The following is a 14,295-nucleotide window of genomic DNA, read 5'->3' on the forward strand; positions in this document are numbered from 1 at the left end:
GCCGACGTAGTAGCCGATGGTCAGACCGAAGATCAGCAGGGTCAGCGGACTATTGCCCCACTGCGGCGCATTAGGTGCGGCCGCAGCGCCCATCTGCGTTTCCACCGCCATGAAGCGCCAGACCAGTCGGCCTACCAGCAAGGCCGTTAACAGGCCTCCGATCCAGGGGCTGGGGATGTAGATATCCTCTCCCTTGGCGTTGCGGTCGAACCGGGTGAGCTTGAGGCCAACGGTCGCCAGCACTACGCCGATCAGGACTCCGCCCAACATGCCTTCCAGCACGCTCGGGTTATGCCAGCCGGTGGCTGCAATCAACAAGCCGAGCGCGCCAAGGACAACCATCCGCAAGATCATCCGATTGCGCTGAATCGGCTGCGGTCCGAATGTCCGGCGAATCCGCCGATAAACCAAGAACCCCATTACCGCCGCCATGATCATGGGAGTCAGCATTTGCGGGGTCATGGGAGTACTCGCCGTGGGAATCCAGCGAAGACTAGTGGCGGCGCGGTCACGCCGCCAGTGACGAGTGTCATTGGTAGAGGTGAGTGACGAGGAGCGAGTGCGGAGCAAGCCTTCTTTGACTCCTCACTCCTCTGCACTCACCTGGCCCCTCAGGCTTTCGCCTTGCCCTGATTGGCCACCGCGGCCATCTTCGCCTCGATCGCGGCGGCGTCGCCCAGGTAGTAGTGCTTTACCGGTTTGAGGTCGGCGTCGAATTCATAGACCAGCGGCACGCCGTTGGGAATATTGAGCTCGACGATCTCGTCGTCGGAAATGTTATCCAGGTATTTGACCAACGCACGCAACGAGTTGCCGTGTGCAGCCACAACGACGCGCTGACCCGCGCGGATGGCAGGCGCCAGCACTTCATGCCAGTACGGCAAAACGCGGGCAACCGTGTCCTTCAAGCATTCAGTGTCCGGGATGTCCTTCGGATCGAGTCCCGCATAACGGGGATCGTGCACCGATTCGTTCTTGTCGCGTTCCAGCGGCGGCGGTGGAATGTCGTAGCTACGCCGCCAGATCTTGACCTGGTCCTCGCCGTATCTGGCTGCTGTCTCGGCCTTGTTGAGGCCGGTGAGACCCCCATAGTGGCGTTCGTTGAGGCGCCAATCGGTGACCACCGGAATCCACATCAGATCCATCGCGTCCTGCACGTGCCACAGGGTACGTACTGCGCGCTTGAGCACCGACGTATGTGCGATGTCGAAACTGAAGCCGGCGTCCTTGAGCAGTTGCCCTGCCTCCTGCGCCTCGGCGATACCTTGGGCGGTAAGGTCCACGTCCGCCCAGCCGCTGAAGCGGTTGTCGAGATTCCACTGGGATTGGCCGTGACGGATAAGTACGAGTTTGTGCATGGGATGTCCGGGTGGTGAGGCGGCGGCCCGCTGGGTAAAGGGGGAAGTATACGGCGGCCGGCTGCCGCGTCCCCGCCCGATCCCGCGGGGACGGCTCCCCCATTAGTCATGCTAAACCCGAGGCCGCGTCCAGGCATCCTAGAGGGCACTCATCGAATCTGGAGCCCGCTCATGCGTCGTACCCTGCTTGTCCTCGCCCTTTCGTTCTCTCTGGTCGCGGCCGCCTACGCCAGCGACGACATCAGCAAGGTCAACGGCTCGGTCAACGTTGCCTCGGGTCAACATGCCGGCAACGTCAGCACGGTCAATGGCGAGGTCAATGTCGCCAGCGGCGCCACCGTGGACAAGGCCAGCACCGTGAACGGCAGCGTCGAGCTGGACGACCGCTCCACCGCTCGCGAAGTCGGTACCGTCAACGGCTCCATCACCCTGGGCGCGGGCGTCAAAGTGTCGGGGGCGATCGAGGCCACCAACGGCGCGATTTCGATCGGCCACAACAGCGAAGTGCTCGGCGGCGTCTCGAACGTCAACGGTTCGCTGGAGCTGAACCAGGCACATGTCGCAGGCGGCCTGCGCACGGTCAACGGCGACATCACCGTGGGCGCCGACTCGCATGTCGAAGGCGGCATCCTCGTCGAGAAGCCGAGCGGCTGGCACTTCGGCAGCAGCCGCGTGCCGCATATCGTTATCGGACCGCATGCCGTGGTGCAGGGCACCCTGGAGTTCCGCCGCGAAGTGGAGCTGCATGTGAGCGATTCGGCGCAAATCGGCCAGGTTGTCGGCGCGACGGCGCAGAAGTTCAGTGGCGCGAGACCGTAAGGTATGAGGGCGGCCGCAAAGCGGCCTGTGAGGAGAGGTGGAGCAAGCTCGCTTTGCTTGCTCTCCTGACGCCTTACAGCGAGCGTCGAGAGCGACCTCACAGACGCCGCAAGGCACCGGCCTTACTCAGATAGCCACTCGCGCGGTTGCAGGTAATCGGCTAACCGCGCCTCCGGCGAACCTGGCTCCGGCTGATAGGCATATTCGTAACGTACGCGAGGCGGCAGACTCATCAGAATCGATTCGGTGCGTCCGCCCGATTGCAAACCGAACAAAGTCCCGCGGTCGTAGACCAGGTTGAACTCGACATAGCGTCCTCGCCGATACAACTGGAACTCCCGCTCGCGCTCGCCATAAGGCATATCGCGACGACGCTCGGCAATCGGCAAGTACGCATCGAGGAAACCTTCGCCCACCGCGCGGGTGAAAGCGAAACATCGGTCGAAACCGCCTTCGTTCAGGTCATCGAAGAACAAGCCGCCGACGCCACGGGTTTCCTTGCGGTGCTTCAGGTAGAAGTACTCATCGCACCATTGCTTGTAGCGTGGATAAACGTCGGCGCCATAAGTCGCGCATAGGTCGCTCGCTACCCGGTGCCAGTGCTTGACATCCTCGTCGAATGGGTAAAAAGGTGTCAGGTCGAAGCCGCCGCCAAACCACCACACGGGCTCGATTCCGGGCTTGCTCGCTTCGAAATAGCGTACGTTGGCGTGCGTGGTCGGCAGATAGGGGTTGTGCGGGTGCAGCACCAGCGATACGCCCGTGGCGATGAAGCTGCCGCCCGCCAGCTCGGGCCGATGCGCGGTGGCGCTGGGTGGCAATGTGTGACCGTGCACCCGGGAGAAATTCACTCCGGCCTGTTCGAATACGCCACCGCCGCGCAGAACGCGCGTCCGGCCGCCTCCGCCGCCCTCGCGGACCCAGGCATCTTCCGCGAATGTCGCCTGGCCATCGACGCGCTCCACGGCAGCACAGATACGATCCTGCAGACTACGCAGGAAGTGTTCGACAAGATCGGCTTGTTGGCTCATGAAAAACCTGAGGTAGCAGGCGGGAGGATCGCTGCAGCTTAACAAGTCGTACCGACGACGCCGATGCGGCGCGGCGTCGCGACGCACTCCAAAAGTATTCACGGTTTCTAGGCAAGCCTACATGCAGGCTCAGCCATGTCACATCATCGACATAGAGGTCTGCCCTGGGCGGCCTAAACCTGTCAGGCTCATGGCCATGCTCCAACCCGTGCCACCCCTCGCCATCACTGCCTTTACCGTGACCTCGGCGCTGGGACCGGGCCTGGATGCGCATCGCTCCGCCCTGAACGCCATGCGCAGCGGCCTGCGACGGAACGATTTCAGTAGCCAGCCCCTGGATTGCTGGATCGGCCGCGTGGATCGGATCGAACGTACACCCTTGCCGGAGACACTAAGTTCCTGGGAATGCCGCAATAACCGGCTGGCTTGGCTCGGCCTGAGCCAGGACGATTTTCTTCAAGCGGTGGAAGCGGCCAGGACGCGCTACGGTCCGGGCAGGATCGCCCTGGTGCTGGGTACATCCACTGCCAGTGTCAACGCCACCGAAGAGGCGTACCGGCGGCTGGATGCTGACGGCCACATCCCGCCGGACTTGCGACGTGCCCAGATTCACTCGCCACATTCGCTCAGCGCTTTCGTCGCCGACGCGCTGGGATTGAACGGGCCGGCACTGACTGTTTCGACCGCATGTTCCTCCAGCGCCAAGGTTTTCGCACACGCCGAACGGATGATTCGCCTGGGTCTGGTCGATGCGGCCGTGGTCGGCGGCGTCGATAGCCTGTGCGACAGCACGCTGTTCGGCTTCAATGCGCTGGAATTGCTCTCCGTCGAGCCCTGCCGGCCTTTCGATCGCGCACGGCGTGGCATCTCCATCGGCGAAGCGGCCGGCTTCGCGATGCTTGAACGCATCGAGTGCGCGGCCGGTGCGCCTCGCCTGCTCGGCTATGGCGAATCCAGCGATGCGCACCATATGTCGGCGCCGCATCCCCAAGGGCTCGGCGCCGAACTGGCCATGCGCGATGCACTGGCGCGCGCAGGCTTGGTGCATGCCGATGTCGACTACATCCATTTGCATGGCACCGCATCGCTCAAGAACGACGAAGTCGAGGCACAGCTGATCGTCCGCAGCTTTCCCGTCACTACCCGAGTCAGCTCCACCAAGGCGCTGACCGGCCATACGCTCGGCGCGGCTGGCATCGTCGGCGCCGCGATAGCCCTGCTCGCCATCGTCGACGGTCGCGTGCCTGGCAATGCCGGCTGCAACGAACCGGATACCAGTTGCGGGCCCCAGTGGGCCTGGCGGACCGAACGGCAGCGTGTCGGAGTCGCACTGAGCAACGCCTTCGGTTTCGGCGGCAACAACAGCTGCCTGGCATTCGGCAGCGCGGAGCACACGGCATGAAGCCTTGGCACGCTTATGTCGAAGGTATCGGCCTATGGTCCGCGCACTGGCCCGATTTCGCAGCGCTGCGCACGCAGGTTCGCGGCGGCAACATCGAGGCATCCGCAACACGCCCACCCGCGAACCGCCTGCCGGCGAACGAGCGTCGACGCGCACCGGAAAGCGTGCTGCTCGCGGTGGAAGTCGCCGGTCAGGCCGTCGATATGAGCGCGGCCGATCCGGCACAACTGGTTTGCGTATTCGCGTCCGCGCATGGCGATCATGTCATCACCGACTACATGTGCACCACGCTGGCACGCGCGCCGACCGAACTTTCACCGACCCGCTTTCATAATTCGGTCCACAATGCACCCGCCGGTTATTGGACCATCGTCAGCGCATGCCACGCGCCCACCACTGCGATATGCGCCGGCGCCGCAAGTTTCGCTCACGCGCTATTGGAAGCGACCATGCAGGCTATGGCCGATCGCCGCAAGGTCTTGCTCGTGTGCAGCGATATCGCCGGTACGGGTCCCTTGAACGAACTGACCGACTGCAGGCAATCGTTCGGCACGGCACTGCTGTTGGCTCCGGCAGCCAGCGAACGAAGTCTGGCCAGATTGGACCTGTACGTGACTGCCGGCGAAATGCCCGCAGCGTCCGCTTCGCCGGCTTCACCGTGCAAGTGGTATACCGATAACGCAAGCGCAAACTCCCTGCCCTTGCTGGCCGCGTTGGCTGGCAGCGGTGGAAAGGTCGCGCTGGCATTGACGCCGTCGATGTATCTGGACGTGCATACGGAGATCATCCCTTGAACGCTTCCGCCTGCCGCTGGTGTGTACTCATTCCCTGTCTGAACGAGGAGGCGGCGATTGCCCGGGTGATCGCTTCGGTACTTGCCCTGCGTGTGCCGGTCATTGTGGTGGACGATGGCTCGGACGATCGAACCGTCGATATTGTCCGCTCCTATCCAGTCACCTTGTTGCGGCACGAACACCGCATGGGCAAGGGCGAAGCGTTGCGTACCGGTTTTCGCGAAGCCTTGCGGCAGGGCTTTGACGCAGTAGTAACAATGGATGGCGACGGCCAGCATCTGGCTGCGGATATCCCACGCATCGTGCGCGCAGCACAGCGCTATCCCGACCACATCGTAATCGGAGCACGCATGCTCGATCGCGAACAACAGCCCAAAGGACGGCGCTTCGCCAATGCATTCGCTGATTGGGGCATTTCCTGGGCATGTGCACAACCGGTGGCCGATACGCAGAGCGGGCAACGTTGGTATCCTCGCCGTGCGCTCGACCTAGTCGACCTGCCGGCGCAGAACTTCGTCTTCGAAGCGGCCATCCTCATCGCCGCATCACGGGACAAACACATCGGCGTGGTCTCCGTGCCCATCGCTTCGCGCTATGCCGGACAATTCCGCATCAGCCATTTCAGCCCGGTACGCGATGTCATGCGCATCACCAGCTACACCGTCGGCCAAGTGCTCCACTACGGTGGCATCAGGCATGCTTATCGTCGCTCGCGCGCGGCACCGACGATTGTGGGCGATGTATCCAGCGGCTTGCTCGGCAGCGCTAAAGCCGCGGGTGGATAACCGCCACGCGCCCGCTAGCCAGCGGTTGACCTCCGCACTCAACAGCAAACGTGTATTGCGCGCCGCTATCGTCGGCGTAGAGGCACTGGGCGGTCACGCATATCTCTCCGTGCAGGCGATCGACGGTTCCCACGTGCAGGGTGCAATCGCGCACGCTGACCAAGCGCCCGGCGCGCACCGTTTCATCGCCGCGCTCACGCGCCGTCAGCGCCGCATGGACAGCGGCGGCCTGTGCGCCATATTCGATCAGATGCACCGCATGCAGGCCGTGCTCGCCACGCAACGGATGATCGGCGCTGGCGTGCCGTGTACTCACAGCCCATATCGTTTCGGCGTCGAAACGACGCACGGCATCGAGCAGGCACATGGCTCCGGCATGCGGTATCAGGTGCGCCCAATCGCTGCGCAGCAGGTCAGGCATCGGCATGTTCCGGGCGAACGCTCGTCACCAGCGTCTCGCCGAGATTTTCTTCCTGCCAGAAATCGTAAAAGTTGAACCAGTTGTAAGGTTCGGTCCGCGCGTAATGCTCCACGCGCGCGGCATAACGCGCCAGTACGGCATCCAGATCGTTCGCGCGGCGATCGCGTGGAATATCGATGAACTCTGCGAAGGGCTCAAAGACCAGGCGATAGCGGTTGCCGCCCTGATATAAACCAAAACAAAGCACCACGGGCACCTTCAGACTGTGCGCAAGCAACCAAGGCCCAATAGGGAACCCGGCCGGCTGTCCGAGGAACGGCACATAGCGCGACGCTTCATTTGCGCGCGCCCGATCCGCAAGCAAGGCGACCATAGCGCCCTCGTTGCAGGCTTCGGCCGCGGCAAGCGTCACCGAGGTACCGCCACGCGCTGCATCGATAACGCAGGCGCCAACGTGTGGCGCAAGCTCTTCCAACAGTGCCGTCATCTCAGGCGTTTTCTGCTTGTCGAGCACCACACGCAAGGCCAGGTCCGGACGACGCGAACCAAGCACGCGTAAGGCCTCGAAGCTTCCCTGGTGCGATCCGATCAGCAACACGCCGCGGCCACGTTCGATATAACGCTCAAGCATGGGCAGGCCTTCGGCCTGGATGTCGAACCCTTGCTCGCCACGGGCAAGGAGAAAGATACGATCCAGCTGCGTGACACCATACATGCGCACATGTCGGAACACCTCTCCGAATCGTGCCGGGCGCCCAAATACTCTCGTCAGGAAATCCCGCGATGCACGCCGTTCCGGGCCTCGACGCAAAACGAAATACAGCGTGATCGGCCACAGCAGCACATGCACGAAGCTGCGCCCACCCCATAACGCAAGTGCGCGAATGGTCCATATCGCCGCGCGGCTACCGCCTTCGGGACGGCTTTGCCAATGCGCGCTCATGGTTCGCCTCGCACGGTACCGCGGGCGAGGCAGCGGTCCTCAAAGCGGATTTCGAAGAGCACACGCCCGCCGTGATCGGTCAACCGAAGTTCCGCTACTTGCTCGGGCAGCAATGGCGACAGGAATTTCGCTTCGACCACCTGTGTCAGCCGATGTCCGCGCGATGTGTACAATGCTTCGGCGACGGCATCGAGCAGCAGAACTCCAGGCACGATCGGCTGCCCCGGAAAATGCCCCGGCAAACTGGGATGATCCGCTGGGATCCTCAATGGGAAAACAGCATTGGCGATCGTCATCGCGACTCCCCCGACTTGCCGTCAGACCATGCGATATTGCTCGACATGCTCGGACAAACTGCGCAAAGACGCGAAGATACGGCCGTTGTCCGGGTTGTCCGAGCGCAATTGGAATCCATAACGCTTGGATACCGCCAATGCGATTTCCAAGGCATCGATCGAATCCAGTCCCAATTCCCCGCCGAATAGCGGCGCATCGGCCTCGATCTGCTCGGGCTTGATCGTCTCCAGATTGAGAGAATCGACGATCAAGGCTGCCAATTCGCGCTGCATCGGGTTCTGTACGATCATATGCTCGGGCACCGAAAGTCTGCTACGCCGTCAAGATGGCCGCGAAGTCTAGCATGGGGTTACCGCCTGCTAGGCGCTGTGAAGCCGCCGCCGTCGGAAGCATTGTCCAACGCGCAGGCTGAACGGAGGCGACTGCGAGTTCGCCATTGACGTGGCATCCACATCGGCTTCTCCCGAAAAGGAGCAAGACCACAAAGCCACTCATTCTTCTGCGGAAAAAGTAAAACTTTTTCTGCGGTGAGTCCCGGTTGCAAAGCCTGTCGTGGGTTATCGGTGGCGGCGGATTCGCCCGGATTTATATCGTGTTTACCCGGCCATGGCGCGCATGCCCCGTGCACGACTCGGCCTGGGCAGCCTTCGCGCTGTCGATTCATGGGCTCTGCTTCAGTAATGCAGGCTTACCGCCTCGTGCATGCTGCGGTACGGGTAAAATCGCATGCCCTCATGGAGGAAACTGTTCCTCAACTCGTATAGATAGCCCTGGCGTTTAGCAACCGGGGGTGTGGCTGCGGAGAGCCTGCCATTCCAGTGGGACGCCATCCGTATCGGGACTTTATGGCCCGGCTTCGGATCGCACCGGTTCGATCATGCCCCAGGCGCGCAATAGCGTCAGTGCCGTACCGATGCCATCCTCCGCGCGTACCGTGCGCCCCAACTGCGTGGCCGCCGCCTGCATCGAGGGCCGCTGAGTGGCGAGCAGTGCCTCGGCCAGTCGAACAGCGTCCAGATTCCTTCGTTGTAGCGCCGGGGGCGCAACGCCACGGTGCTGGAGGCAGCGCGCCCAGAACGGCTGATCGCCGTAGAACGGTATCACGACCGAAGGGATACCGGCCCGCACCGCTGCCGCTGTGGTGCCGGCGCCGCCATGATGCACCGCTGCGCACATATGCGGAAACAGGGCATCGTGGGGTGCGTCTCGCAAAAAAAAGGTACGTGCACTGCGTGCACCCACGGCACCATCGAGCCCACCCCAGCCGGTAGCGAGGACTGCACGCAGGCCGCTGCGCTCGACGGCGTCGAGCACCACCCTGGTGAAACCCGCGGCATCGCTGTTGACCATGCTACCGAAGCCGACGTAGACCGGCTTATCATCGTTATCGAGGAAACGCTGCAAGGCATCGCTGGGTTGCCACGAGCTCGGTCGCCCGAACCAGTAACCGGTGACCTGCGAACCCTCCGGCCAGTCGGCAGGCCTTGGCAGCAAGGCTGCGCTGTAGCCATGAATGATCTTCTCCTGTTGGGCTTCACGGCCCAGCGCTGGGCCGTACCAGGGATAGCGCCGCAGGCCCAGCTGCGGTCGTACTAGGTCGTTGATCGCTGGCTTCACGACGTACCAGATCAGCAGATGGATCAACTTGTACAGGCCCAGGCTCATGACGACCGGCACGCGTTCCCGCGCACCAGCCAATACCATCGGAGGTAACACGCGCGAAGGTGTCAGCGGTTGCAGGCGAGCGATCACGAATGGCAGACCGCTTGCTTCGGACAAGGCTTTGGCTAGCTGGGTGGCGTTACTGGCACCGATCAGCAAGCCCGCGCCTTGGCAGGCGGACAGGCCTTCTGCGGCCCAACTGCCAGCCCATTGCGTGAAGCGTTTGCGGAAGATGCGCGCCATGGCAAGCAGGTTCAAGCCATGATTGGCGATGCCGCGATCCGCCTCGAGCATGGCTTGGAAATCCCCACTCAATGGCCGGTGCTCGAGTCCGGCATCGCGCACCCGTGCGGCAAAGTTGGAGCTTGTAGCGATGCGCACGGGATAGCCCGCGCGCTGCAAACCTTGGCCCAACGCAATGCAGGGCAATACGTCCCCGAGTGTGCCGATCGTGAAGATCACAATGGGGCGCGCGACCATCGGAAGCGGCTCAGGCATATGCCACCAGGCACGCCTGCATGTCGGTGTCAGGCATGCCTGGCGCTGGCTGTTGTGCGAGGTCCAGACGTTGGCTCAACACATGGCCGATGCGCGCTGCCGGCAAGGCATCGAGCACCTCCTCATGGTGGCAATCCAGCGCATGAAGTTCGAACCGACCGTCGATATAGGAACGCCAGACTTCCGGATCGTGCTGGACCACCGCAGAAGGATCGCCGAGGTGCCGGGTAGCGTGGAAATACACCAGATCCAAATCGAGCTTGCGTGGCACATGCCGGCGTGCCAGCGCAAGATTGTTGCGCATTACCTCAAAGACACGCTCCACGAAATGCGGCTGGTCGCGCGCAATTTCGTTTAGCAATGGCATCGAGCGTGTGTTGTATGCGAGTAGCGTCGGCGCCAGTTCGTCCAGGCTACCGGGCATCGCATCGCCTTCGGTAGCGATGCCGAGGAAATCCATCGCGGCACGCACTTCATCGGCTGGATCGTGTACGGAGTCCTGCACAAACAGATAGCTATCGATCATGGCCAGCAGTTCGACACGTTCGCCTTGCTCGCTCAACTGTGCGGCGATGGTGTGGGCAATCACCCCTCCTAGCGAACGGCCGAGCAAGCGGTAAGGTCCCTCGGGCTGAATACGACGCATCTGTGCAAGGTAGTCGGCCGCTATCTCATCGATGCCGTCGGGCAGCGGCTCATTGCCACGCAGCCCACGTGCCTGCAGGCCATAGACCGGCAGCGACGGGTCGAGGTGGCGCAACAGGCTTGAATATCCAAGGCTAAGCCCGGCGATGGGATGGATGCAGAACAACGGCCGCAGCGACAGCGCGTCCGAGCGTGTCGGCTTACGCAGCGGCAGAACTGCGGCCAATGGATCGCCCTGCTCGCGCGCGCCATGTTCGAACAGCGCAGCGAGGCCGGCAATGGTCGAGACCTCAAAGAGGCTCGCCACCGGCAAGCGTTTGCCATAGCGATCCGCCAAGCGCGCGATCAACTGGGCGGCGACGAGCGAATTTCCGCCGACTTCAAAGAAGTTATCGTGTATTCCGACGCGTGACAGGCCTAGCAGATCCTTCCAGATTGTCTCGATTTCACGCTCCGTCGCTGTGCCCGGTGCCACGTAATCGCCGCGCTCGCCGAGTTCCACCGCAGGCAATGCCTTGCGATCGAGCTTGCCGTTGGGCGTCAGCGGCAATGCGGGTACCGGCACCAGAGCGCTGGGAATCATGTAAGCGGGGAGCTTATCAGCCAAGTGGCGACGCACCGCCTCGACCTGCAGCACCGCCCCGTCGACAGGCACCAGGTAAGCACTGAGGCGCACATCGCCTTCACTGCCAGCGGGATTGGCTGTCACCGCGGCATCCGCAATGTCGGCGCACTCCAGCAGCCTGGCCTCGATCTCGCCAGGCTCGACCCGATGGCCACGAATCTTGATCTGTTGATCGGTGCGTCCGAGATATTCCAGCACACCGTCCTCGCGCCAACGCACTACGTCGCCCGTGCGATACATGCGGCCACCGCCGGGATAGAAAGGATCGGGCAGGAAGCGCTGCGCCGTCAGCTCGGGGCGTTGCAGATAGCCCTTGGCCACACACGCGCCAGCGATATAAAGCTCGCCTGGGCAACCTGTGGGAACCGGGCCACCGCTGGCATCGAGCACGTATACACGGGTATTGAGTAGGGGGCGTCCAATCGGCGGTGCCGGCAGGTCTACACGCGACAGCTCGATTGCCGTGGCATAGACGCTGGTTTCGGTCGGACCATAGAGATTGGTAACCTTGTCTGCCTGCTGTGCCAAGCGCAGGGCGAGTTCACCGGGCAGCGCTTCGCCCGCGGCCAATGCGTGCACCCCGGAGAGATCGGTTTCGCCATAAGACAGCAACATGCGCCACAGCGATGGGGTCGCCTGCATGTAATCGATACCCTGTTCGCAGACTAAGGTAGCCAGGCGTGACGGGTCGCGCACGATGTCGTCGCTGGCGATCACGGTCTGTGCGCCGACGATCAATGGCAGGAACAGCTCCAGTGCGGCGATGTCGAAGATCACAGTGGTCGTCGCCAGAAAGCGTTCGCTTGCGATCGGGACTAGCAAGCGGCGCGTCGCTTCGAGCATATTACTCAGATTGCTGTGGCTGACCTCAACCCCTTTGGGCAGGCCGGTCGAGCCGGAAGTGTAGAGCACGTATGCGGAAGTCTCCGGCGTAGATAAATCGAACGATTGCGGATCCGTCAGCGCTTGGACCGTGTCGGCCCGTGCGAGCATTGCCAATGGCGTGCCCAAGTGCTCCAGTCGCGGTGCGAATGCCTGCGACGTCAACAACAGCGTCGGCCCGGCATCCCCGAGCAGGTTCGCCAGACGTTCGTCGGGCGCACCCAGATCGAGTGGCAGATAGGCAGCGCCCGCCAGGCCAATAGCCAACATTGCAACCAGAAGGTTCTCGTCGCGTGGCAACGCCATGGCCATGATCTGACCAGGAGCAACACCGCGCTCGACCAGCCGGTGCGCCTCGTGCAGGCAACGCACGTACAGTTCGCGATAGCTCAGGCAACGATCGCCGCATCGGACTGCGATGGCTGAAGGACTGCGACGAGCCTGTTCGACAAACAACGCAGGCAAGGTCGCGTCGCGCACTGGCGCACAAGTATCGTTCCAATGTCGGAGCAGACGATGACGCTCGTCGTCGCCAAGCACATCGATGTCGCATAGGGTTGCCTCGGGGTTGGCGAGCACCGCTTCGATCAACTGCCGCAAGCGCCGGCAGTGCTCATCGAGTTCCTTCGCGTCGTATAGCGCGGGGTTGGCGTCGAAGTCGAAACGCAGGCCACTGTCATCGCCACGATCATAGACGAATACCGTAAGGTCTTCGGCCGAGCCGTTGGAAAGGTTGCGCCCGATGCCATTTGCACCGCCAAAATCCAGTGCATAGTCGAAGGGCTCGATGTTTACGCCGAGCCAAGCTGCGCGCTGACCACGACCGACCAGGCCGAGTTCGCGACGCAGATCTTCGTAGCGGTGACGCTGATGACGCAAAGCCTGCGTCACGATACGCGAGACATGGGCTATCAGTTCGCCGACAGTCTGGTCGGGTGCCAGCCGCAAACGCAGGAGCACCGCATTCGCGAGCATACCGGGCGTACGTCGCAGCTGAGGATTGACCCGGCCGCTGACGGGCATGCCCAGGACCAGATCGGTAGCGCCGGTGGCGCGGAAGTAGTAGGCCGCGATCAGTGCGATCAATACCTGGGGCAAGCTCGCCGAATGCTCTTTGCCAAGGGCGCGCAAGCGGCGCGTATGTTCGCTCGATAGCGTGCTGCTGCTGCGCTGGAGCCCAACTTCACCGCACGAGCGCCGACGCGACAGCGTCATCGGCTCGGGAAGTTCTGCCAGCTGTTTATGCCAGTATTCACGATCGCGTCGGCACCTATCCGAAGCACGGTAGGCATCCTCCGCTTCCAGCAACGAAGCCAATGTATGAAACGGGTTCGGCTCGGGTGTGCGATCGGATGCATAAGCGGAGTAGATTTCCGCGACACGACGCGCGACCAGGCCGCCCGCGTAACCATCGAGGACAATGTGATGCGCGCGGTGATACCAGATATAGCGTTCGTCACCGAGCTTGAACAAAGCGCAAGCCCATAGCTTGCTTTCGCCCAATTCGATTGGCCTGGACAGTTCGGCGATCATCCAACGCTCGGCCGCTGCCGCAGGATCGTCGTCCTCGCTGACGTCGAAATAGGGAAAAACATCTGTGCACACGTCGTCAATGCGCTGGTGCGGCACGCCGTCGATCTCGATCAAGCGCAGACGCACCGCGTCGGCTTCCGACGCCACCTGGCGCAGCGCACGCAGAAACAATCCCGGCTCGATCCGACCGTGGATCTCAATGGCTTCGGCGAGATTGAAGTTGGCACCCTTCCCGCCTATTTTCTGACTGAACCAGAAACCGAGTTGGGCCGCGCTCAGTGGCAGCGAAACTGCACGCACATCGTTCATGGCACCTCCTTGTGCACATTGGCGAAGACGTATTCAATGGAAGGAGCCCAACACTGGACTCACTCACAGAGTGCCTTGGCAAGCAAAGCAACTGCGAGGTCGATTATGGCATCGTCATATATAGGTGGCGCATCGGGCTGGCGCTCTTCATGGCTTACGAAATCAAGTGATGGCCTGAGAAAAACCGGGCCATGATCTGTAAATTCGTTGCAGCCTGGAATGGCAAGATGCGCCCACGCGATACCACGTCTCGACATCTCGAGCGACTATTCCAGCTTAAATCGCTTTCAC

At 62.2% G+C, this 14,295-nt stretch carries 13 protein-coding genes; 4 read left to right on the plus strand and 9 right to left on the minus strand.

The window, feature by feature from the left end; all coding sequences use genetic code 11:
• On the minus strand, positions 1 to 462 hold a 462-nt coding region (locus tag VIM98_RS14275; RefSeq protein ID WP_331993775.1), incomplete at its 3' end, for a CcdC protein domain-containing protein.
• Positions 463 to 611: 149 nt separating this feature from the next.
• Entirely contained in the window at positions 612 to 1,358 is a 747-nt protein-coding gene (gpmA, locus tag VIM98_RS14280) for a 2,3-diphosphoglycerate-dependent phosphoglycerate mutase (RefSeq protein ID WP_331993776.1), read from the minus strand.
• A 171-nt stretch (positions 1,359 to 1,529) separates the two neighbouring features.
• Between gpmA and VIM98_RS14285 the strand changes: the two genes are divergently transcribed.
• Entirely contained in the window at positions 1,530 to 2,177 is a 648-nt protein-coding gene (locus VIM98_RS14285) for a hypothetical protein (protein ID WP_331993777.1), read from the plus strand.
• A gap of 122 nt (positions 2,178 to 2,299) precedes the next feature.
• Here VIM98_RS14285 and hemF read toward each other — a convergent pair whose 3' ends face one another.
• A complete protein-coding gene (gene hemF, locus VIM98_RS14290; RefSeq protein WP_331993778.1) occupies positions 2,300 to 3,208 on the minus strand; it encodes an oxygen-dependent coproporphyrinogen oxidase in 909 nt (302 codons plus the stop codon).
• A gap of 196 nt (positions 3,209 to 3,404) precedes the next feature.
• On the opposite strand from hemF, the gene VIM98_RS14295 reads away from it, so the two are divergent.
• From VIM98_RS14295 to VIM98_RS14305, 3 genes are read left to right on the plus strand one after another with little or no spacing between them, the layout of a single operon-like run.
• Positions 3,405 to 4,610, plus strand: coding sequence for a beta-ketoacyl-ACP synthase (locus VIM98_RS14295; RefSeq protein ID WP_331993779.1), 1,206 nt, complete (start codon positions 3,405 to 3,407; stop codon positions 4,608 to 4,610).
• Entirely contained in the window at positions 4,607 to 5,404 is a 798-nt protein-coding gene (locus tag VIM98_RS14300; protein ID WP_331993780.1) for a beta-ketoacyl synthase chain length factor, read from the plus strand. The genes VIM98_RS14295 and VIM98_RS14300 overlap by 4 nt, the downstream gene beginning before the upstream one ends.
• Complete coding sequence (locus VIM98_RS14305; RefSeq protein WP_331993781.1) at positions 5,401 to 6,189, plus strand: glycosyltransferase family 2 protein; 789 nt, start codon at positions 5,401 to 5,403, stop codon at positions 6,187 to 6,189. Before VIM98_RS14300 ends, VIM98_RS14305 begins: the two co-directional genes overlap by 4 nt.
• Here the strand turns inward: VIM98_RS14305 and VIM98_RS14310 are convergent.
• The 6 genes from VIM98_RS14310 to VIM98_RS14335 all read right to left on the minus strand — a co-directional run bounded on the left by VIM98_RS14310 (position 6,170) and on the right by VIM98_RS14335 (position 14,004).
• On the minus strand, positions 6,170 to 6,610 hold the full coding sequence (locus tag VIM98_RS14310) for a phosphotransferase (protein WP_331993782.1): 441 nt from the start codon (positions 6,608 to 6,610) through the stop codon (positions 6,170 to 6,172). The genes VIM98_RS14305 and VIM98_RS14310 overlap by 20 nt on opposite strands.
• Entirely contained in the window at positions 6,603 to 7,553 is a 951-nt protein-coding gene (locus VIM98_RS14315; protein WP_331993783.1) for an acyltransferase, read from the minus strand. The genes VIM98_RS14310 and VIM98_RS14315 overlap by 8 nt, the downstream gene beginning before the upstream one ends.
• Positions 7,550 to 7,849, minus strand: coding sequence for a hydroxymyristoyl-ACP dehydratase (locus VIM98_RS14320; RefSeq protein WP_331993784.1), 300 nt, complete (start codon positions 7,847 to 7,849; stop codon positions 7,550 to 7,552). The genes VIM98_RS14315 and VIM98_RS14320 overlap by 4 nt, the downstream gene beginning before the upstream one ends.
• A 21-nt stretch (positions 7,850 to 7,870) precedes the next feature.
• Positions 7,871 to 8,140, minus strand: coding sequence for a phosphopantetheine-binding protein (locus VIM98_RS14325; RefSeq protein ID WP_331993834.1), 270 nt, complete (start codon positions 8,138 to 8,140; stop codon positions 7,871 to 7,873).
• A gap of 553 nt (positions 8,141 to 8,693) precedes the next feature.
• Positions 8,694 to 10,010 (minus strand): glycosyltransferase, encoded by a 1,317-nt coding sequence (locus VIM98_RS14330; RefSeq protein ID WP_331993785.1) that lies wholly within the window; start codon positions 10,008 to 10,010, stop codon positions 8,694 to 8,696.
• Positions 10,003 to 14,004, minus strand: coding sequence for an amino acid adenylation domain-containing protein (locus VIM98_RS14335; protein WP_331993786.1), 4,002 nt, complete (start codon positions 14,002 to 14,004; stop codon positions 10,003 to 10,005). Before VIM98_RS14335 ends, VIM98_RS14330 begins: the two co-directional genes overlap by 8 nt.
• Positions 14,005 to 14,295 lie beyond the last annotated feature (291 nt).

This window comes from Dyella sp., from assembly GCF_036568765.1.
Classification (GTDB): domain Bacteria; phylum Pseudomonadota; class Gammaproteobacteria; order Xanthomonadales; family Rhodanobacteraceae; genus GSA-30.

Coding starts and splice junctions, on each gene's coding strand:
- gpmA (WP_331993776.1), bottom strand. CDS start 1,358: ATGCACAAACTCGTACTTATCCGTCACGGCCAATCCCAGTGGAATCTC.
- VIM98_RS14285 (WP_331993777.1), top strand. CDS start 1,530: ATGCGTCGTACCCTGCTTGTCCTCGCCCTTTCGTTCTCTCTGGTCGCG.
- hemF (WP_331993778.1), bottom strand. CDS start 3,208: ATGAGCCAACAAGCCGATCTTGTCGAACACTTCCTGCGTAGTCTGCAG.
- VIM98_RS14295 (WP_331993779.1), top strand. CDS start 3,405: ATGCTCCAACCCGTGCCACCCCTCGCCATCACTGCCTTTACCGTGACC.
- VIM98_RS14300 (WP_331993780.1), top strand. CDS start 4,607: ATGAAGCCTTGGCACGCTTATGTCGAAGGTATCGGCCTATGGTCCGCG.
- VIM98_RS14310 (WP_331993782.1), bottom strand. CDS start 6,610: ATGCCTGACCTGCTGCGCAGCGATTGGGCGCACCTGATACCGCATGCC.
- VIM98_RS14315 (WP_331993783.1), bottom strand. CDS start 7,553: ATGAGCGCGCATTGGCAAAGCCGTCCCGAAGGCGGTAGCCGCGCGGCG.
- VIM98_RS14320 (WP_331993784.1), bottom strand. CDS start 7,849: ATGACGATCGCCAATGCTGTTTTCCCATTGAGGATCCCAGCGGATCAT.
- VIM98_RS14325 (WP_331993834.1), bottom strand. CDS start 8,140: ATGATCGTACAGAACCCGATGCAGCGCGAATTGGCAGCCTTGATCGTC.
- VIM98_RS14330 (WP_331993785.1), bottom strand. CDS start 10,010: ATGCCTGAGCCGCTTCCGATGGTCGCGCGCCCCATTGTGATCTTCACG.
- VIM98_RS14335 (WP_331993786.1), bottom strand. CDS start 14,004: ATGAACGATGTGCGTGCAGTTTCGCTGCCACTGAGCGCGGCCCAACTC.